18 protein-coding genes are annotated in these 20,082 nt (G+C 38.4%); 12 read left to right on the top strand and 6 right to left on the bottom strand.

The features are described from left to right. The gene (locus R2R28_RS03585) at window positions 1-699 is read left to right on the top strand and encodes a hypothetical protein (protein WP_316824335.1); all 699 of its coding nucleotides are present in this window, start codon (window positions 1-3) and stop codon (window positions 697-699) included. Between the two features lie 500 nt (window positions 700-1,199). Here the strand turns inward: R2R28_RS03585 and R2R28_RS03580 are convergent, their stop codons facing one another. Both R2R28_RS03580 and rsgA read right to left on the bottom strand, forming a co-directional pair. Beyond that, window positions 1,200-2,153 (bottom strand): Smr/MutS family protein, encoded by a 954-nt coding sequence (locus tag R2R28_RS03580; protein ID WP_316824334.1) that lies wholly within the window; start codon window positions 2,151-2,153, stop codon window positions 1,200-1,202. A gap of 116 nt (window positions 2,154-2,269) precedes the next feature. Next, window positions 2,270-3,190: a ribosome small subunit-dependent GTPase A gene (gene rsgA, locus R2R28_RS03575; RefSeq protein WP_316824333.1), complete on the bottom strand. Its 921-nt coding sequence runs from the start codon at window positions 3,188-3,190 to the stop codon at window positions 2,270-2,272. Between the two features lie 197 nt (window positions 3,191-3,387). Here rsgA and fumC point away from each other — a divergent pair, with 197 nt between their 5' ends. From fumC to R2R28_RS03535, 8 genes are all read left to right on the top strand, one after another. Continuing rightward, a complete protein-coding gene (gene fumC / locus R2R28_RS03570; RefSeq protein WP_316824332.1) occupies window positions 3,388-4,785 on the top strand; it encodes a class II fumarate hydratase in 1,398 nt (465 codons plus the stop codon). Window positions 4,786-4,918: 133 nt separating this feature from the next. Beyond that, window positions 4,919-5,275 (top strand): hypothetical protein, encoded by a 357-nt coding sequence (locus tag R2R28_RS03565; RefSeq protein WP_316824331.1) that lies wholly within the window; start codon window positions 4,919-4,921, stop codon window positions 5,273-5,275. Beyond that, window positions 5,232-5,792 carry a fumarate hydratase gene (locus tag R2R28_RS03560; protein WP_316824330.1) on the top strand — a complete coding sequence of 187 codons (561 nt, stop codon included), beginning with the start codon at window positions 5,232-5,234 and terminating at the stop codon, window positions 5,790-5,792. Before R2R28_RS03565 ends, R2R28_RS03560 begins: the two co-directional genes overlap by 44 nt. Window position 5,793: 1 nt before the next feature. Then, window positions 5,794-6,600, top strand: coding sequence for a S1/P1 nuclease (locus R2R28_RS03555; RefSeq protein ID WP_316824329.1), 807 nt, complete (start codon window positions 5,794-5,796; stop codon window positions 6,598-6,600). Window positions 6,601-7,104: 504 nt separating this feature from the next. Beyond that, complete coding sequence (locus R2R28_RS03550) at window positions 7,105-7,719, top strand: hypothetical protein (RefSeq protein ID WP_316824328.1); 615 nt, start codon at window positions 7,105-7,107, stop codon at window positions 7,717-7,719. Continuing rightward, window positions 7,685-8,089: a hypothetical protein gene (locus tag R2R28_RS03545; protein WP_316824327.1), complete on the top strand. Its 405-nt coding sequence runs from the start codon at window positions 7,685-7,687 to the stop codon at window positions 8,087-8,089. The genes R2R28_RS03550 and R2R28_RS03545 overlap by 35 nt, the downstream gene beginning before the upstream one ends. 155 nt (window positions 8,090-8,244) lie before the next feature. Further along, a complete protein-coding gene (locus R2R28_RS03540; RefSeq protein ID WP_316824326.1) occupies window positions 8,245-8,679 on the top strand; it encodes a low molecular weight protein-tyrosine-phosphatase in 435 nt (144 codons plus the stop codon). A 40-nt stretch (window positions 8,680-8,719) separates the two neighbouring features. Beyond that, entirely contained in the window at window positions 8,720-9,487 is a 768-nt protein-coding gene (locus tag R2R28_RS03535) for a ThuA domain-containing protein (RefSeq protein ID WP_316824325.1), read from the top strand. Window positions 9,488-9,536: 49 nt separating this feature from the next. On the opposite strand, the gene R2R28_RS03530 is transcribed toward R2R28_RS03535, so the two are convergent. Next, window positions 9,537-10,211 carry a hypothetical protein gene (locus R2R28_RS03530; RefSeq protein ID WP_316824324.1) on the bottom strand — a complete coding sequence of 225 codons (675 nt, stop codon included), beginning with the start codon at window positions 10,209-10,211 and terminating at the stop codon, window positions 9,537-9,539. 162 nt (window positions 10,212-10,373) lie between these two features. On the opposite strand from R2R28_RS03530, the gene R2R28_RS03525 reads away from it, so the two are divergent. Next, window positions 10,374-11,825, top strand: coding sequence for an alpha-L-fucosidase (locus R2R28_RS03525; RefSeq protein WP_316824323.1), 1,452 nt, complete (start codon window positions 10,374-10,376; stop codon window positions 11,823-11,825). Window positions 11,826-11,830: 5 nt separating this feature from the next. Here the strand turns inward: R2R28_RS03525 and R2R28_RS03520 are convergent, their stop codons facing one another. From R2R28_RS03520 to R2R28_RS03510, 3 genes are all read right to left on the bottom strand, one after another. Then, window positions 11,831-13,360, bottom strand: coding sequence for a rhomboid family intramembrane serine protease (locus tag R2R28_RS03520; protein WP_316824322.1), 1,530 nt, complete (start codon window positions 13,358-13,360; stop codon window positions 11,831-11,833). A gap of 7 nt (window positions 13,361-13,367) precedes the next feature. Next, entirely contained in the window at window positions 13,368-14,117 is a 750-nt protein-coding gene (locus tag R2R28_RS03515) for a class I SAM-dependent methyltransferase (protein ID WP_316824321.1), read from the bottom strand. Between the two features lie 119 nt (window positions 14,118-14,236). Further along, on the bottom strand, window positions 14,237-17,434 hold the full coding sequence (locus R2R28_RS03510; RefSeq protein WP_316824320.1) for a S41 family peptidase: 3,198 nt from the start codon (window positions 17,432-17,434) through the stop codon (window positions 14,237-14,239). A gap of 174 nt (window positions 17,435-17,608) precedes the next feature. Here R2R28_RS03510 and R2R28_RS03505 point away from each other — a divergent pair, with 174 nt between their 5' ends. Beyond that, window positions 17,609-18,889, top strand: coding sequence for a glycosyltransferase family 4 protein (locus tag R2R28_RS03505; RefSeq protein ID WP_316824319.1), 1,281 nt, complete (start codon window positions 17,609-17,611; stop codon window positions 18,887-18,889). A 98-nt stretch (window positions 18,890-18,987) separates the two neighbouring features. Further along, the gene (locus tag R2R28_RS03500) at window positions 18,988-20,079 is read left to right on the top strand and encodes a YhcG family protein (RefSeq protein ID WP_316824318.1); all 1,092 of its coding nucleotides are present in this window, start codon (window positions 18,988-18,990) and stop codon (window positions 20,077-20,079) included. Window positions 20,080-20,082 lie beyond the last annotated feature (3 nt).

Genomic DNA, 20,082 nt, shown 5'->3' with positions numbered 1-20,082 from the left:
ATGGACCTTACCCCCGGAAAAATATTTTTAGCCGATCAACGCGGATTAACGGAAACTTCGGTATTTAGAAGGTACAGCACCATTAATTTTGAAAAGTATTATAGCGAGCATAAAGAACCTTTTGGCGCCTTATTTTTATGCAATGATGAATCTATTGTGGGTGGAAAGGTAAACTTTTTTCTCAGTAAGGAAGATTCCTTTCAGATCTTTATGCCCATTACAGGTGGAATAGATATTGTTGCCAATGGAAAAGAATTTGCTTTAGAAACCGGACAGGTACAGGTGTTGAACATGGGCAAAGGCGAAGTGCTGGAAATTAGCAACCCCTACCCAAACGACATCATCAATTATATACAGTTCGGGATTAAAACCGATATGTTTTTGATGCGGGCCAGTGAAATGTTTTTCGGTTTCGATTTTGAAAAAAACCAGAACCAGCTGATCGAAATAATATCCAACCCAAAACTACCTTTTAAATTAAGCGCAGGTATTTTTGATGGCCGGGAAGAAACAATTTATAAAATGCAAAACCCAAACCATCAGTTTTATACTTTTATTATAGATGGCGCCTTTGAAATTGAAGGTCGGTTGATGCATGCAAGAGACGGTTTAGCGCTTTGGGATATTGAGCAGGTAGAACTGGAAGCTTTGAGCAATAACGCGATTGCGGTGGTTTTGGAGTTGACCCCGAATCCCTAAAGGGGCTTAGATTTAAATTCTTGGTGGAGCCAGATGTTACCATCTGACTTAATGCATATTAAAAAGGTGATTTAGTGTAAGATGGCAACACATTACACCACAAACACCTTAAACCAAGAATAAAATGGTTCGTGGGGACAGGAACCATGGCGCTGTAGACGCTGGGTTTTGCGTTAGAGATTGTAGGGTTCAGTACCGATCCTTCATCGGTACCGCAGCAAAGCGGAGCCCTGAGCCCGACCCTTTTCCTGTTTTTCACGGGATTGGGGAACGCCAAAATGATTAAAACAAGATAAATTACCTGATTATCCTTCGACAAGCTACCATAGACAGAATCTATAGCACGCCCGTCATTCCCGCGCAGGCGGGAATCTTAAAGCGCTTGCATTACGATTCCCAATCGAGTTGGGAATGACGATCTCGCGCAGCCTATTATTTTGCCAAAAAGCGCTGTCTTTTATATTAATTTTATGAAATAATTATTCCTCAGGACTGACATTTTATTTAAACACCACTTCCGTAGCGCCATAGCCAAATTTTTCTTTCCTGGCATCCATATAAGTTTTTACATGCGGGTTTTTACTGATCAGTTTGTGGATTTTATCTCTTAAAGTTCCATTACCTGAACCGTGGATAAAAACGATCTTGTCGAAATGATGCACCACCGCAGCATCCATCGCCGTTTGAAAATGATTAATCTGGATTTGCAACATTTCATCTGCTTCCAAAAAGTGATGATCATCCCTTAGTTTTTCGATATGCAGATCGATTTCTTTTTGGGGCGCTGCAACTGTTCTTTTTTCTTCGGTGGATTTGAAAAAACTTTCTTTTAATATCTGTGGATCGATGGTTACCGGCACCAGGTCGTCCAGGCGGATCAACCAGCCTTTATTTCTTAATTGTGGTAATTCTTTTTGTTCGGTACTAAAATCTTTTGCCCTGAATTTCTTACGGATTACCAATGGATCAATCGGTTTAATATCGGCCTTGCTGAACACCAAAACCTGAAAGTTAAATTCCGGCCAAAGATCTAAATCAGCCAGTGAAGCTGAATAAACCAAAGTTGAAGCATAAGCTTCGATTACGCCATGAAAAGCACCTGCATATTTTTCTTTACGCTCGGTAGTTAGGCTTACCAATAAAATATTCGGAGACTGGTTTTGCAAGTGAAAATGCACCACATTACCCGCTTTATCATCTGTAGCAACGGCAACATAAATGCCATTTTCGATTTTACTAACGCTGGGAATATTAACCTGAATCGGTTTTGGCGCGTCCAATTCTTCTGCAACCACACCATGACCATGCACAGATGTTAAATTACTTACCGCAACAGGAATTTCGAAACCATCTTCATCGGTAACGCCTAAAGTTTGCGTATCGATAATTTTAGTGACATAACCTTCACGTTTTTCATCAACAAAACGCACAAAATCTCCCAGTTTAAACTTCATTTCTTTAAATTTTTAACCACTAAGGCGCAAAGTACACAAAGATTTTTAAGCAGTTTGAATTAAAACGTCGTACAATGAAGCTATTCCTCCTTTAGTCTTTGGTCTTTCAGCTTGTTTTAATGTCTCGTATCGTTACCATGGTAAATGCTCAGGTAACTTTCGTACCTTGAAATGGCGATTTTACCTTCGTTTACGGCTTCAATAACCGCACATCCAGGCTCATTAACATGTTTACAGTTGTTAAAACGACAATTATGTGAGGTTTCGAAAATTTCTCTAAAAAAATGCCCCAGTTCTTCTTTTTCAATATCAATTACACCCAGTTCCCTGATTCCGGGCGAATCAACAATAAATCCACCCTGTGGCAGTTCGAACATCTCAGCAAAAGTGGTAGTATGTTGTCCTTTATCGCTCCAGTCTGACACCTCACCCGTCCGTAAATCACGATCGGGCATTAATGCGTTAATCAAACTCGACTTCCCTACACCGGAGTGACCAGATATCAAAGTAATTTTATCCGTAATCAATTCCTGGATAACCGGGATATTAATACCTTTTAAGGCTGAAACTTCGTAACAGGCATAACCGATATTTTCATAGATATCTTTAAAATCCTGCAGGATTTCCAAACCTTCTTTACTAAACAGATCGAGTTTATTAAACACCAGTACCGCAGGCACATCATAAGCTTCGGCAGTAACCAAAAAACGATCGATAAACCCCAGCGAAGTACGTGGCGAAGCCAGCGTAACCACCAACATGGCCATATCTAAGTTGGCTGCCAATATTTGCGCTTGCTTACTTAGGTTGATTGATTTGCGGATGATGTAGTTTTTACGGGGTAACATTTCATTAATCAATCCCTGGTTGCTATCCCGCTCCAGATCAAACTTCACCCGGTCGCCTACCGCAATTGGGTTGGTGGTTTTAAGTCCTTTAATCCTGAATTTTCCCACAATCCGGCAATCGTAGCGCTCGCCATTATCGGCTAAAACACTATACCAGCTTCCTGTAGATTTTATAACTAATCCCTGCATATTTGCAGTAAAGGTATGAATATGATTTCATTGGTAGAAGTAGCCGTCATCGATTAAAGTTTGTACCTTAACAATGAAGAACAAAAAAGAATGCAGGCATTTTGATCTTATATTTTGTTATCTACCAAATATCTTACATAAATACAACGCATTAAAAGGCAAAAAACCTAAATTTGCGACAATAAAATCAAAATATAATGAGTTTCAGAATAGAACACGATACCATGGGCGAGGTGCAGGTACCAGCCGACAAATACTGGGGTGCACAAACCGAACGCTCACGCAATAACTTCAAAATTGGACCAGAAGGTTCGATGCCAAAAGAAATTATCCACGCTTTTGGATACCTGAAAAAAGCAGCTGCACTTGCCAATACTGAATTGGGTGTATTATCCGCAGAAAAAGCTGAATTAATTGCTAAAGCCTGTGATGAGATTATTGCCGGTCAGCTGGATGATCAGTTTCCATTGGTGATCTGGCAAACGGGTTCAGGTACACAAAGTAATATGAATGGTAACGAGGTAATTGCCAACCGTGCGCATGTAATCAATGGTGGTGTACTGGCTGACGATAAAAAAGTGCTTCACCCCAATGATGATGTAAACAAATCGCAATCATCAAATGATACTTTTCCAACTGCGATGCACATTGCAGCCTATAAACTTACAGTAGAAAATACCATTCCTGGTTTAGAGAAACTTAGAAATACATTAGCTAAAAAAGTAGCAGAATTCGGCTCGATTGTTAAAACCGGACGTACTCACTTTATGGATGCAACCCCACTTACCTTAGGGCAAGAATTTTCGGGTTATGTACAACAAATCGATAACAGCATCAGGGCCATTAAAAATGCTTTGGTTATGGTTGCCGAACTGGCTTTGGGTGGTACCGCTGTTGGTACGGGTTTAAATACCCCAAAGGGATACGATGTTTTAGTGGCTAAAAAAATTGCTGATTTAACAGGCTTGCCATTTGTTACGGCTCCAAATAAATTTGAGGCTCTAGCTGCACATGATGCAATGGTAGAACTTTCTGGCGCATTAAAACGTACCGCTGTTGCTTTAATGAAAGTAGCCAATGATGTAAGGATGTTAAGCTCTGGCCCACGTTGTGGTATTGGCGAAATCGTAATTCCTGATAATGAACCGGGATCTTCTATCATGCCAGGCAAAGTTAACCCCACGCAACCAGAAGCATTAACCATGGTTTGTGCACAGGTTATTGGTAATGATGTTGCCGTTTCAGTAGGCGGCATGAGTGGTCACTTCGAACTTAACGTATTTAAACCAGTAATTGCAGCTAATGTATTGCAATCGGCACGTTTAATTGGCGATGCCTGTGTTTCTTTTACTGATAAATGTGCAGAAGGCATTACGGCTAATTTGCCAGAAATTGAAAAACATTTACAGAATTCGTTAATGTTGGTTACAGCTTTAAATCCACATGTGGGTTATGAAAATGCAGCTAAAATTGCCAAGAAAGCACATAAAGAAAACAAAACGTTAAAAGCCGCGGCTGTAGAGTTGGGATTATTAACCAATGAGCAGTTTGATGAGTGGGTTCGCCCGGAAGACATGGTTGGCAGTTTGAAATAAGCTGGGAGAGTCGTCATGCTCAACTCGATTGGGAATCTTAATGCCATACGCTTTAAGATTCCCGCCTACGAAGGAATGACGTCACTTTTAAAAATTATAGCTAGAATAATACGGTTAATTAAAAATAAGCAATATGAATTCAATACTTTCTACTCTGCTCAGTTTGGTTTCTATCATTTCACCGGTTATCGTATTTGGAACCAGTTGCTATTTTTTAGTAAAAAAATCTTCGGTTGAAGCTATTTTAATGACTATCGGCTCCGGCATTGGCTTATTGGTAACGTTATTTTACAGTGCTTTAATGCCTTTATTAATATCGAGCCAGCATTTGGCTTATACCGAGGTTTCTCAATATTACAGCGTTATAGGCATCATCAGTTTTATAGCCAGCATGTGTTTCGCTGCAGGTTTTGTAATCCTGATTATCAATGCCATTAAAAAGAATAATGTTTTCCACGATCAGTTTCCTAAAAGCAACGATTACCAATAGAATGAAGCAATTGCATCCGGGGTTAAGGGTTTTCTACATCATCCTTTTTACATTATCCATTTTAATTGCAGCTTGTAGTCCAAGGCCTAATATCCAGGGCAAAGGTGAAGATTTTTTACAAGGGGTATGGAATGAAGATTCGGTTGCTTTTAGCAATAAATTAAGTAATTATACCCAACACCACTTTAAATTTACCTGCGATTCGGTTTATATTGATATGGTTACCCATAGCAAGATTAATTTATACGAAGATTCTTGTTATAAAAACGGAATCTGGAAAGAATATGCTAAAGGGGTTTATGTAGTAAAGGGCGATACGCTGTTTGTTGGTGCCACTTTTACACATGCCAATTACAAACAAAAAATATCAGGCTGTTACCGTATTGGCCGGTATGAAAAGAATTTCCTGATTAAAAAACGATCGGCAGATACCTTATCTTTAGAAAGTTTGAGCGATCAGCGCGAAATTAAATTAATCCTCAAACAGAAAATCACCTGCGTACAAAAAGAATTATAAAATGATCATCACATCAATTAAAAAAAAATTAACCACTGCTTTAACCATTGGTTTATTAGCGTATCTCCCTATTCAGGCTAATGCCTGGGGTACGATAGGGCACCGTGTAGTTGGCGAAATTGCCGACAGCTATTTAAAAGCTAAAACACGTAAAGCCATTCAGGATATTTTGGGTTACGAAACCCTGGCCATGAGCGCCAACTGGGGCGATTTTATCAAATCAGATTCTACCTACAACTACATGTACAACTGGCATTTTGTTAATCTTCCCGCAGGATTGAACAAAGATGGCGTTTACAACTTTCTGGAAACAGAAAAATCGCCAAGTCTTTACACCAAAATCCCGGATTTAATTGCTGTTTTAAAGAAAGCAAGCAGTACCCCTGCAGAAAAGAAACTGGCTTTACGCATGTTGGTGCACTTAGCCGGCGATTTATGCCAGCCCATGCACGTTGCCCGTAAAGAAGATTTAGGAGGTAACCGTATTTCGGTATTGTGGTTTAACGAAAAATCGAACATCCACAGGGTTTGGGACGAACAGTTGATTGAATACCAACAATTAAGCTACACTGAATACGCAAAAGCAATTAACCATGCTTCGGCCATACAACTTTACAACTGGCAAAATACCAGCCTTAAAGATTGCGTTTACGAGGCCTATGGTGTTTGCAACAAAATTTACGATACCACTAAACCAGATTCGAAATTAAGCTACCGTTATAATTTTGAATGGGTAGATACCCTTAACGAGCAATTACTAAAAGGTGGTGTTCGCCTCGCCAAAATGTTAAACGATATTTACGGATAAACATTCTCGATTAAAATGTTAATACCCCAACGCTACCAAGGCTTGGGGTATTTTTTTTGTGCTGGCGGGGCAATATCTACCCTTCCAGGAGGGTTTTTAATACTAAACCATTAAATTATAATTCCAGAGTAAGTTAATTTCTTACCATGACTATAAAAATCACCATTTAACCAGTGTTATCATGAAATTAATCCTTGTTTTTTAATTTTTTATCCCTAACTTGATTATTGATTTATCCTGAGCTCAGTAAATTATAACCAAAAATTAATGCCCAATCTCCCTGTTGAGCAATTATAGCTTGTACTATGGAGAATGACCTCATTAATACACTTAGAATGCGTTTTGCAATATTACAAAGCCAACCCTTAACCGGCGGGTATAATAGCCAAAAACCTGCGCATTAGCGATAACGGTAGCGGCGAACTCAGCCTCTACGGCGATTTTACCATTACCCTAAAAGTATTTGATTTAACCACTAACGGAGCACCGAACCTGAACAGCTTAATGACTTTTACCCAACAGGTAATTTCAAATAAATTACGCGGCGGTGGGTATAGAAGTGGGGTTAACTTTTTAAAATATAATTCTATAAAAAAAGCATTCGATACCAGTAAAACCTGGACTTACTCTATACGTTATAACTTTAATTTTACGGTAAATGTACAACAGATTAATATGTTAAGCCAGTTAAAAGGGAATGATTTTGTACTCGCCGTAGTTGATAGTATTGGATATCAATTTACCGACCAATATGGGAGACGAAATAATTCAGCAGGACTTACTCAAGGTAGTGATGGTGGTGGTCCAGCAGTTGTCAGCTACAGTAATTGGTTAAAAGATAAATACATAGGTGTTCATGAATTTTTTCATACACTTAATTTAGATGATATTGAAGATGCTGGCAAAAAGGATAGATTAATGTATCACTTGGGCGATAGTATTGGGCATTCGCTATCTGATACTGAAAAAGGAACTATAATGAATTTTATTATGAGAAACTTAAAGGATATGGAAAAATCATCTTATAATAATGCGAGTTTAAATACAATAAATAAATTAAGACTTTTTCTTAGAGACACAACTAATGGCTTTAAATACAATAAAAATAAATTTAGGTAGCATAATCCTTGTTATTCTTATAGCATGCAATGCCAGGACTGAAAATAGGAAAGATAAAGCTTCAAATCAAGACACATGTAAATATTATCGGTATGATGCTCACCAAATTGTGTCCAATTTGGGTTGCCAGAACTGCCATGTCCCTTATGGTGATAGAATGGACAAGAATATTTTTACATTCAGAGAAATATCAGTTATGGATAGCTTAAAATTAATTAATTACGCCTTTAAAAAAAAACACAAGGGCTGGTATAGTACGATCGGAACATTTAAGGCATCCAGGATGGATACATTAAGTGACTGTGAAATAAAAAGTGTAATCCGTTACATAAAAGATTCAGGCAGAGATATTGCTACCCCTAGCCAATAAAATGTTATGGTTTCAAATACAATAAAGCTAAGTTTAGATATTTTGTTATTATTCTTAATGTTAGCGTATATAAACTAACGAAAAAACAATTCAAATGTTGTCATTATTAAAAAATTAAATGTTACCTGTATTATATACGCTTAAAACATAAAATATTGAAAATTTTAATGGTTTGCCTGGGTAATATCTGCCGTTCGCCATTGGCTGAAGGCATTATGCGCCATCTGGCGGATGAACAAAACTTAAACTGGGAAATTGCTTCGGCAGGAACAGGCAACTGGCATATTGGCAAAGCTCCAGATCACAGGAGCATTGCTGCCGCTAAGGCATTAGGTTACGACATCAGCCAACAGCGCGCACAGCAATTTAATCACTCGATGTTTGCCAAATACGATCTGATTTTGGTAATGGACCGCAACAATTTGGCCGATGTGCAAAGCCTTGCCAAAACCGTTGAGGACCGAAAAAAGGTTAAACTTTTCCTTGATAACGGCGAAGTTACAGACCCATATTGGGATAATGCCTTATTTAGCCCCGTTTGCAGTCAGGTTGAAGAAAGATGTAAGGAAATTATCAAACAACTTTCTTAAATTTAAAGCACATTAAACATCACTAACCAAGTTAAAAAAAATGAAAAAGTATCTTTCTATATGTCTATTGATTGCCACTGTTTTTTTATTCCAAAGTTATACCGTAGCGAAAAAATCGGCTAAGGTTTTAGTTTTTTCCAAAACAAAAGGTTTCAGGCACAATTCTATTGAAACCGGAAAAGAAGTGATCCAAAAATTAGGAACCGAGCATCATTTTGAAGTAGATACGACCGAAAATGCTGATCTGTTTACAGAAGATAACCTTAAAAAATATGCTGCTGTTATTTTCTTAAATACAACAGGCGATGTACTCGACAATAAACAACAGGTAGCGTTCGAAAGGTATATCCAGGCAGGAGGCGGCTATGTAGGCGTTCATGCCGCAACTGATACGGAGTACGACTGGCCATGGTACGGCAAATTAGCAGGCGCTTATTTTACCAGCCACCCTGCAGTACAGGAAGCTAAATTTATCATTAAAGACAAGAAACATCCGTCAACAAAGTTCTTTACCGATTCGGTATGGATGAGAAAAGATGAGCTATATAACTTTAAAGATATCAACCCTGATATTAAAGTGTTGATCACTTTAGACGAAAAATCGTATACCGGTGGTAAAAATGGCGATTTCCACCCTTTTAGCTGGTACCATAATTTTGATGGTGGCAGGGCTTTTTACACCTGTATGGGCCATACTAAAGAAGGTTGGGCAGAAGATAAATTCCAGAATCATTTATGGGGAGGTATTGAATACGCCATCGGCGGGCAAAAAAAACTAGACTATAGCAAGGCCCATTCAAAATTCTAAAATGATATTGAGCTTGTTGAGGTCATCAATCAGCAAGCTCAATGTTTAATTATTGCTGTACTTTTTTATAATTGACCAAATAAATATAATTAAGCATACAGAAAGAAGCTACAGCACCAAAGGTATGCCACAAAAAGTGCGTACCGATGCTTAAAATATCCCACTTATCCGCAATGCGGAAGGTTAAGGCAAATATGAAAGCAATTAAGGCAAAGCCTACCCATTTTCCATTTTTCCACTCCGTTTTAATGAGGTAACCAAATACCGGAAATAATACCAATGCGGCCATAAAAGCATAATTTATATTAATAAAGATTTGAAAATCGCCATTGCTAAAAAGCCGGCGCACATAAAACTGAAAGAAAGCGTAAACCGCTACAATTAAAACGGCAAAATACCACCTGGTTAATTTAGACAGGAAGTATATCCCAGCCGAAAGGCACAAGAGCATAATCGGCAGCCAGTCCATCAAAATAAAAACCGGCCAGCGCCTTAATCCGTGGTAGGTAGTGCCGCCAATCCCCCCGATATAAAGCAGTACCAACGCAATACTCAAAAAAGTATGTTGCTTAAAATTACCCCATAGTTTAATAGTCCAATACACTGCAATAGCAAGAAAAAAGCAACTTGTTATGGTATTAAGAGGCTCAGGAAACAGCTGGCTTAGATTGGTTTCGGTGTACATGGTACCGCCATCTGGTGGGTTCTGGGTAAAAGCGCTCATGATTAAATAACGTAAGGTTAAATTAAATGTTTGATAAACCTATGTAACGATCAAGATGGAAAAATAATCTGTTATCTACATGTTCAACAGGTTAAATATTGATTAACTCTTTTCCTTCTGGCAGTATTTTTTGTACTTTAGGTAGATCTAAGCTATAATGATATGAAATGTTTATGGATTCTTTTTTTACTGTTAACAACAGCAGTTTATGCCCAAACGCCACCTAAACCTTATGGCGCAACACCATCAAAAAGGCAGTTGGCCTGGCACGATATTGAAGTGTATGGTTTAATCCATTTTACACCAACTACCTTCGAAAATAAAGAATGGGGCTTTGGTGATGCTGACCCAAAAACATTTAACCCAACCGATTTTAATGCCGATCAGATTATTAAAGCGGCAAAAGCTGGCGGATTAAAAGGTATAATTCTGGTGGCAAAACATCACGATGGTTTCGCTCTGTGGCCAACCAAAACAACGGATTATAACATCAGTAAAAGCCCGTTCAGAGGCGGAAAAGGAAATTTAGTTAAAGAAGTGGAGCAAGCCGTACGTAAAAACGGTTTAAAGTTTGGTGTGTATTGCTCACCATGGGACAGAAATAATGCACTATATGGTACAGATAAGTATCTCGCCATTTACCAGGCCCAGTTAAAAGAACTTTACAGCAATTTTGGCGAACTTTTTATGAGTTGGCACGATGGTGCAAACGGTGGCGATGGCTACTACGGAGGCGCAAAAGAAAAACGTTCGATCGATAATACCACTTACTACGATTGGAAAAATACCTGGGGCATTACACGTAAAATGCAGCCAATGGCCAATATATTTAGTGATATCGGTTTAGATATCCGTTGGGTTGGTAATGAAGATGGTCATGCGGCAGAAACCTCATGGGCAACCTTTACCCCTATGGCACCCGATGGAAAAAGCGAAGCTGTTCCCGGACAGGCAAACTACCCGCAAAGTCCTGGAGGAATCAGAAATGGTAAATTCTGGATGCCGGCCGAATGCGATGTTCCCTTAAGAAAAGGTTGGTTTTACCATGCCAACGAAAAACCTAAAACACCAGAAACCTTATTCGACCTGTATTTAAAGAGTGTTGGCCGCGGTGCAGGTTTAGATCTTGGATTAGCGCCCAATACCCGGGGACAACTCCATGTGGATGATGTGGCTGCCCTAAAAACTTTTGGCGACATGGTTAAACATACCTTCGAAAATAATTTGGCAAAAAATGCAAAGATCATAGTTAGCGATAGCCGTGGTAAAAAATATGATGCGATTACGCTACTCGATCATAACAGCGAAACTTATTGGGCTACCGCAGATGATGTGCATGCAGCAAGCCTGGAGATAGATTTAAAAACCACTAAAACCTTTGACATTATTAGTTTACAGGAATATATTCCTTTAGGGCAACGAATTGAGGCTTACACCATAGAAGTATTTGAAAACAATGCCTGGAGAAAAGTTTACGACGGCACAAGTATAGGCGCAAAACGTTTGATTAAATTGGATAGTCCTGTTACCACCAATAAAGTAAAAATAAACATTACCAAATCTCCGGTTTGTATCACATTAAGTGAAATCGGGCTGTACAAAAAAGCCGGATAAGCAAACTACTCTTTTACTTTATAAAGGATTTCGAACACCTGCCCAAGGGCAGTAGAAGTCTGTTTACTATATCGATAAGTGCTATCGGCCTTAATATCGCGGTACATCAGCATTACAGCACGATAAGAGGCTTTGCTCAATTTTATTTTTTCCTCACGTTCTTTAGCATCTTCAGGCTTTAAATTCAAGGCCTGCATTTGCTTAATCACAACCAGATTATGCTCACTTGGTATAATACCATCTTGTTTAATCGAAATGAGCTTAACATCCTTTGGTAAGGATATTTTTAAATTCATAATGTTGTTAAGCGAGCTTAGGTTATCGTTAAAGGTAAGTCTTAATTTGCGGTATTCTTCTGTCCCGTACTTCGGACTAAAATGAAGCACTCCGCTAAAGAATATCAGAAATAAAAGTGTAGAAACGGCATATCTTGCCCAGCCTTTAACTTCGAAAGCCGTATCCCATTTATACGTAAGCAGGTAAGCGAAAATAAAGCCTGAAATAAAACCACCGATGTGTGCAGCATTATCTACCCTTTTGCCAAAAGCACCGTTAATTAGCACCAGTAAGGAAACAATTAAGGTACTTACCAACAAGGCCCTGGTTGCTTTTTGTTCAAAAGATTTAGTAATCAGCAAAGCAATAAAAGCGCCATATAAACCCATAATTGCTCCGGAAGCGCCCATCATCATGCCTTCCTGATGAAAAATCAAACTCACCAGGCCACCACAAATACCGCTCACCAAATAAATAAAGAGGTATTTTTTCCAGCCCAGTTTATTTTCGATCATTAAACCCAGGTAAACCAGGGCGTACATATTAAAAAATAAATGCGATTTAGATCCGTGAATAAACTGATAAGTAATTAAACGCCAGTATTCGCCACCCAATACAAGATTACGCTGATTAACCCCAAAATTTAACGTCATCCCTTTTAGTTCTTCCACAAACCGGGGATCATAAATGCTTCCACTTCTCACAAAATTATACCTCAGGTAAACTATCGTGAAAAAAATAAGCGCTATATAATAAAAAATATTTAGGAGTACCAAAATTGGTGTTACCGTATAGCCTTTTTGAGGAAACAACAAGAACAGTACATTTTTGATCTTATTTTTTGTCGCCAGAGGTGCTTTTTCGAAATAATGATCGTCTTGTGTGGCAATAAACTGGTGAAATTTATGCAAACTTTCTTCCCAAACATCTTTCAGGTGAAATTCGACGTATTCAAATTCATGAAAAAACTTTTCGAGGTTTAAATTATTCTTGCCGTAATCGTTAAAAAGCATCTGTATGCCCACGCATTCGCTTTTTACCACGGCAAAGTTGCCATGGATACGGATGGATATTTCTTCGCTGTACGACTGAAAGGATATTGGTGTGTAAGCAATTAAACCGGTTTCGGAAATATGGCTCAAGCTCCAGCCAATGTTTTCGACCGCTTGTTTGGCAACAATTAAATATTTATCAGCTGGGAAACCGGCCAATGGAATATACTTTTCAATTTTAGGCGAGTACCCCCAACTGATTAACATAGCGCTTTTAGATTTTTTTCGCCTCTAAGATAATATAAGGCGAAAGATTTTTACTCTCGAAAGGAATAATTTTGGTAAATACTTTACCTGCAAGCCAAACTGTTTTTTTGAAAAGACGCACGCCAACAGATTTTTGGCTTTCGTTTTCCAACCAAACACTGAAACGGCCAAAATAACCCGATTTTACTTCTTTAAGTCCCGCCTGTTCGCAAATGGATTTCAGCAATGCCGGATCCATGCTATCGATATTGTGTTTGTCGTAATTCTCCCGATCAAAATTCTTCTGGAACCAGCCATTAACCGCTTTAAAATTTGGCAAGGTGATAAACAAGGTTCCGCCTGGTTTTACAAAGGCAATGTGGCGGTTAATAATATCGGCAGTATCGTTAAAATGCTCAATCAAACCGCAGCTTAACACCAAATCATATTGTTTTTCGGGGGTATAATTAAAAAGGTCGGTTTCGATAATATGGATATCCTTTTCAGTTAAACCATTCTTTTCTAAAAGTTCATTAACCACAGGTGGATGAACAAAATAATCCAAAAGGGTTACATCAAGTTTAAAATACTTTTTCAGGAATACGGCATAATAACCCGGGAAACCACCCAGCTCGATGGCTGTTTTAACGTTATCTTTTTGGATCACCTCTGCCAGCTGACCATGAAATAAATAATTTGAAGGTAGCTGGACTGCAAGTCCTTTTTTACTTTCCCAATAATTTACCCAAAAAGCCCTGTCGGTTAATAAATTTGCCATGTTTTAAATAATTCCAATCCCAAAGAAACGGAAAAAATCGAGAAGTTATTTATAAAAATGTCAGGTTAATCCTAGCGGATTTATAATGATGACTATCCGCCTCAATTAACCAATTTAACCTATTTCAAGTCTTTCAAAATCTCTGCTACTGCTTTCTCCAATTGAGGATCTTTATCTGCCAGGCGGTCTTCAAAGGTGTTTTTCACAAAAATATCTGGCTTTACGCCTTCTTTTTCGATGTTTTTGCCGTCCATGGCATAACAACCCCACGATGGTAAGCGATAAGATGAACCATCAACCAAACCTTTGGCAGAAGTAAAAATAATCCATCGGTAGGTTTCCGTACCGATAATTTTGCCCAGTTTCAATTGTTTAAAACCTGCGGCGGTCATTTCTGCATCGCTTAACGATTGTTCGTTAATAAGCAATATTATCGGCTTCGCTGCCGGACCAAAATTACTTTGTGGCGCCATTTTACCACCGCGGTATTTCCATTGCAGGTAAGGGCGTTGCGAAAGGAATTTCAATACATCATCGTGTACGTTTCCACCGGTATTGTAACGTAAATCGAGGATAATGGCCTCTTTATTTTCTTCCTGTGCCACCATATCCAATAAAAAACTTTCCAGTTCACCCGTACTCATATTTTTCATATAAGAATAAGCGATCCGGTTATTGCTCCATTTATCTACGTTTTGATGGTTTTTGGTGATCCACTCGTCGTAAAGGTTTCCACGCAAAGTACCAGAACTTTCAGGATGTACATTTACATAAATATCTTTTCCATTGCGTTTAAAGGTTAAAGTCATTTCACGATCCAAAGATGGTTTGCTGAAATAATAATCGCGGTCTATTTTTTCATCTACCTTAACTCCGTTCACCTCTGTTAAAATATCGCCTGCCAAAATGTTTGTCCCCGTGCGGGCGGCATTACTCTTCGCAGCAATACGCTCTACTTTTAAAGAATTTTCATTATCGAAAATAATGCCCGTTTCATTGGTGATGTAGTTTAAATTTTTACGTTCTTCTGCCCCTGCACTGTTAAAGCCCATGTGCGACGAATTCAGTTCGCCCAGCATATCGTTTAATAAAATCCTTAAATCGCTACGATTATTTACATATGGTAAATAGGTGGCATAGCGCATTCTCATTTTATCCCAATCTACACCATGGAATTTTTCATCATAAAAATTTTCATCCAAACCTACCCAGGTTTCGTAAAACATCTGGTTAAATTCGGCATTCAGGTTTCTGGTAAATTTATAACCATGGTCTACCCGATCAAGCTTATTGCCTTCTAAGCTGTATTTGTTGATTGTACCCCGCGATAACACAAAAAATTTATCACCGGCAGAGATAATTGAATAATCGCCACCATCAGCAACTTTTTCGGTTTTATTGGCTTCAAAAGGCTCTATAGTAGTGCGGTATAGTCCTGGTGCGCCACCTTCGTGGTTTGATGAGTAAAACACATAGGTTTTATCGCCCTTGGCGTAAACATCGGTTCCATACTGGCCACCGAAAGAAGGGCTAACCAACTCTACCCTGTCTAAAATATCCTGTGTATTTATAGTGATTACATCTGCAGGTTTTGGAGTAGGTTTAACATCAGTTTTCTTTTTAATGGTATCTGTTTTTGATTTTTTATCCTTTTTAGGTGCGGGTACCACTGGTTTAACATCTGTAGGGGCTGGTTTCGTCTCTTTAAAAAGATCATCAAACTTATCCGAACGGTAAGGCTCGTCATAATTGTTCAATGCCATGCGGTAAATGTGCGAATTTTGCATACCAGTTGGGTACGAAGGTTTGGTACGGGCACTGGTAAAGAAAATATACTTACCATCTGGCGACCATGCCGGACCAGTTTCGGTAACCCCCGTATTGGTTAAATTAATGGTTTTATTGCCTTTAATGTTATGCACCATAATATCCTGCTCGAAATTGCGGTACACCGTAAAAAGCACGTATTCATCGTTGGGCGAAAAACTCGGTGCAGCACTTTGCAGGGCCCAAAACTCATCGGTTACCAACGTTTTGGCTTCGAAAGTTTTAAGGTCCATTAGTTTAAGTTCGTTTCTACCACTCAGATACACGGCCATGGTTTTGGTTTTGTTCAAAGTGATATCGCGTACATTCGCTTTATCTTTGGTAAGCTGCTTTATAGATCCTTTTCCATCGCCGGTAATGGTAAACCAATTCTGATAGCCGTTAGCGGTTTGACTGAATAAAATTGTTTTGTTATCGGCCAGCCATTTACATTCTAAAGCACGTTCGCCACTATTGGTAATTTTGCGGATAAATTTTCCATCAGCATCACTCACAAATACTTCTCCACGCGAAATAAATGCCATCTTTTTACCATCCGTAGCCACATCGAAAGCGGAGATATTACTCCGTACATCATACTCCTGCTCTTTGCTTAATACCTGGTTCCGTGAGGTATTGATATTAATTTTTTCTGTTTTTTTAGAGGCTATATCGTATGTATACAACTGGTAATCTTTTTCGAACACCACGGTAGTTCCGTTTGCAGAAACAAAAGGACGTTTAATGGAAGTATCGAAACTGGTTAAACCTGTTTTTTTGCCGTTGATAAAAGTGTATAAATTATATTCGTCGTTACCCTCATCCGATACAAAAAAGATATTGCCTTTTTGGTCAACACTCGTCCAGAAATCTTTTCCGATATAATCTGTATAACGTTTATAACTTTTCGTTTTTGGGTTATAAGATTGAATATCTGGATTATAAGCTCCTTTGTAATGTTTCCGGTTAGCGAAACGGTAACTTTCCCAGGTATCGCTAAAAAAAAGTTCGCCTGTTGGCGATTCGGCGATATGGTGTGTAGTATTAAAATAATTATCAAACAAACGCATAGCGGTACCCCCATTTACACCCACTTTATAGCTCGAAAAGGAGTTATAGCGGCCCGAGGTGAAATAAATTGTTTTCGAATCCCAGCTCCAGTTATCCACTTCATCCGAAGCATCGTTAAAAGTTAATTGTTTTATATCTCCACCTGTTAAGGGCATCACATAAATATCATAATTACCAAACTGGTTAGAAGAAAAGGCCATCCATTTACCATCAGGAGATATTTTAGGGTTAATTTCTTCGCCCTGCATGGCAGTAACCCTTGATGCTACACCACCTTTAACCGGCACTTTCCAAATATCGCCGTCGTAACTGAATACTATTGTTTGTGCATCAGGCGTTAAAGCAGGGTATGTTGCAAAGTAAGTTTGGCCTTGGACAAAAGAATGGATGGGCAACAAAAAAGCTAATGCTGTTAGCGATTTTAACAGGGATTTGATCATGATTTATTTTGTTTGGTTTTGGATGCCTGAACCGGGCTTGTTTAAAATAATCATTAAATTCAGGTATGATTATTTTAAACATCAAAGGCTCCATCCTACAATTAAAAAGCAATAAAAAATATTAGGATGAAAATACACAACAGATTTTATATTCGTAAACAATAAAATGTATTTTTGATTGATTTGAAAGTAGTACACCTAAATACCTACGATGGAAATGGCGGAGCAGGACGTGCCTGTTTGCGTTTAAGTGATGCCTTAAAGGCAAGTGGAATCGATTCGAAAGTATTGGTTTACTACAAATTTGGCCAAAACCAAAAGATAGATACCTTTAGCAAATCGCCCATTCAAAAAGCCAGGGCCGTTTATAATATCTTATCGGAAAGATATTTTGCCAAATGGCTGAGCAAATCGGTAAAAACACCATTTAGCCTTCAATGGTTTGGCCGCTCGGTAATTAACCACCCGGATGTTAAAAATGCTGATGTGATCCACTTACATTGGGTAAACCATGGCTTTCTTAATCCTAAGTTTTTAGCAGAGCTTGATGAACTGGAAAAACCGATTGTTTGGACTTTTCACGATAGCAATGCTTTCACGGGAGGATGCCATGTGCGGTATGGCTGTGAAAACTTTCATCATCAATGTGGCAATTGCCCGATTTTAAAAATCAGTGGCAAAAATGATATTTCGCACAAAACCTGGCTACGCAAGCAAAAAGCTTATACCGAATTAAATTTTCACATTGTGGCACCGAGCAAATGGATGGCCGCATCGGTTAAATTCAGCAGTTTATTAGGAACCAGAAAAGCGACGGTTATCCCGAATACCATCGAAACAAAAATTTTCAAACCCTATGTTAAATCGGAGGCCAAAAAGATCCTGAAGATCAATCCTGATAAATTTGTGCTGATGAGTGGTTTTATGCCTTCAAAAAATGATAAACATAAAGGAACGCCCTACCTGGTTGAAGCTTTGGAAATTCTTTCGCGAAGAAGTGGAATACAAAAAGAAAATATTGAACTGGTTATTTTCGGGAACAAGGAAAATGCAGAAATGCCTGAATTTCCTTTCAAAACCACTTTTTTAGGCACCATTAATAAAGATGAACATTTAGCGAAATGTTATTCTGCTGCTGATGCTTTTATTACCCCTTCTCTAGAAGATAATCTACCCAATACCGTAATGGAAAGTTTATCGTGCGCTACGCCTGTTGTTGCCTTTACCACGGGAGGCATACCGGATATGGTTAAACACATGCAAAACGGCTACCTGGCCGAATATCAGAATGCAGAAGACTTGGCAAACGGCATCGAATGGTTATATCACCGCCCCAATAAAGAAGAAATCCAAAAAGCAGCCCGATTAAGTATCCTAACAGATTTCGCTGAAGAAGTTATCGCTGCCGAGCATATCCATTTGTATGAAACACTGATTGATTTACAACCGAAATAACATAAGCGCTTTAAGATTTAGCTGGCAAAGCCATATTTTCTTTCCCACAACCAAAAATTGATCAATCTTTATTAAATTTATAGCGGTTGAACTGTTAAATGAAAAGCATTGTAAATTATTCTGAAAGTATTAAGGCATTAAAATCGGCTATTTTATCGAGCCGGTATAAAGCTGCTGCTTTAGTAAATAAAGAACTTTTGCTGCTCTATTTTACCGTAGGTAAATTCATTTCGGAGAAGGTAGAAAAAGAGAAATGGGGCGCCAAAGTGATAGATAACCTTTCTAATGATTTACAGTTAGAGTTACCAGGCTTAAGAGGATTTTCAGGCACAAATATTAAACGGATGAGATTCTTTTTCGAATCGTGGGAAGAGCATGTGTTAATTAGTCCGTCACTGACGGACCAATTACAATTAATTGATATTGAGCACATTGAATTTAGACCGTCAGTGACGGACCAATTGGAAAAAACATTTTTCAATATAAGTTTCACCCACCATATCGAAATTTTACAAAACTCGCAATCGGCAGAGGAAAGAATATATTATATCCGAAAGGCAGCTATCGAATTTTGGAGTGTTGGTACCCTAAAACATCAACTCAAAAACAAATCATTCAGTAACTCAGGCAGTTTACCGAACAACTTCCTAAAAACGATTTCTAACGAGGAATTAAGGAATAAAGCGCTCCAATCATTCAAGGATGAATACCTGTTGGATTTCATTAATTTAGAAGAGCCAGATGAAGAGGACGAACGCGTTTTAGAAAGTGGCATAGTACACAACATCAAAAAGTTCTTAATGTCGTTAGGAACCGATTTTGCATTTATCAGCAATCAGTACAGATTGATTGTTGAAGATGAAGAATATTTTTTAGATCTTTTATTCTTTAACCGCCGTTTACAGTGTTTGGTTGCATTCGAACTCAAAACCGGAAAATTTAAACCCGAGTATTTAGGAAAAATGAACTTCTATTTATCGGCTTTGGATGAATATGTTAAACAACCACACGAACAACCATCAATAGGCATCATACTCTGTAAAGAAAAGAAAAACAAAATTGTAGAATTTTCATTCCGCGATTTTAATAAAGCGATGGGTGTTTCAACCTACACAACCAGTAAAATATTACCAAAAGCGTTTAAAGGTTTAATCCCCGATGCAGAAACCTTTAAAAAATTAATGGACTAACCC

Origin of the sequence: Pedobacter miscanthi, assembly GCF_032678605.1 — a bacterium.
In the GTDB taxonomy this organism is placed as follows: domain Bacteria; phylum Bacteroidota; class Bacteroidia; order Sphingobacteriales; family Sphingobacteriaceae; genus Pedobacter; species Pedobacter miscanthi_A.
The sequence above is the reverse complement of the archived record's forward strand: the minus strand, read 5'-3'. Positions and strand labels throughout refer to the sequence as shown.

Coding starts and splice junctions, on each gene's coding strand:
- R2R28_RS03535 (WP_316824325.1), top strand. CDS start 8,720: ATGAAAAAGTATCTTTCTATATGTCTATTGATTGCCACTGTTTTTTTA.
- R2R28_RS03510 (WP_316824320.1), bottom strand. CDS start 17,434: ATGATCAAATCCCTGTTAAAATCGCTAACAGCATTAGCTTTTTTGTTG.
- R2R28_RS03500 (WP_316824318.1), top strand. CDS start 18,988: ATGAAAAGCATTGTAAATTATTCTGAAAGTATTAAGGCATTAAAATCG.
- R2R28_RS03565 (WP_316824331.1), top strand. CDS start 4,919: ATGAATTCAATACTTTCTACTCTGCTCAGTTTGGTTTCTATCATTTCA.
- fumC (WP_316824332.1), top strand. CDS start 3,388: ATGAGTTTCAGAATAGAACACGATACCATGGGCGAGGTGCAGGTACCA.
- R2R28_RS03545 (WP_316824327.1), top strand. CDS start 7,685: ATGGCTTTAAATACAATAAAAATAAATTTAGGTAGCATAATCCTTGTT.
- R2R28_RS03580 (WP_316824334.1), bottom strand. CDS start 2,153: ATGAAGTTTAAACTGGGAGATTTTGTGCGTTTTGTTGATGAAAAACGT.
- R2R28_RS03560 (WP_316824330.1), top strand. CDS start 5,232: ATGTTTTCCACGATCAGTTTCCTAAAAGCAACGATTACCAATAGAATG.
- R2R28_RS03555 (WP_316824329.1), top strand. CDS start 5,794: ATGATCATCACATCAATTAAAAAAAAATTAACCACTGCTTTAACCATT.
- R2R28_RS03585 (WP_316824335.1), top strand. CDS start 1: ATGGACCTTACCCCCGGAAAAATATTTTTAGCCGATCAACGCGGATTA.
- rsgA (WP_316824333.1), bottom strand. CDS start 3,190: ATGCAGGGATTAGTTATAAAATCTACAGGAAGCTGGTATAGTGTTTTA.
- R2R28_RS03525 (WP_316824323.1), top strand. CDS start 10,374: ATGAAATGTTTATGGATTCTTTTTTTACTGTTAACAACAGCAGTTTAT.
- R2R28_RS03520 (WP_316824322.1), bottom strand. CDS start 13,360: ATGTTAATCAGTTGGGGGTACTCGCCTAAAATTGAAAAGTATATTCCA.
- R2R28_RS03515 (WP_316824321.1), bottom strand. CDS start 14,117: ATGGCAAATTTATTAACCGACAGGGCTTTTTGGGTAAATTATTGGGAA.
- R2R28_RS03530 (WP_316824324.1), bottom strand. CDS start 10,211: ATGAGCGCTTTTACCCAGAACCCACCAGATGGCGGTACCATGTACACC.
- R2R28_RS03550 (WP_316824328.1), top strand. CDS start 7,105: ATGACTTTTACCCAACAGGTAATTTCAAATAAATTACGCGGCGGTGGG.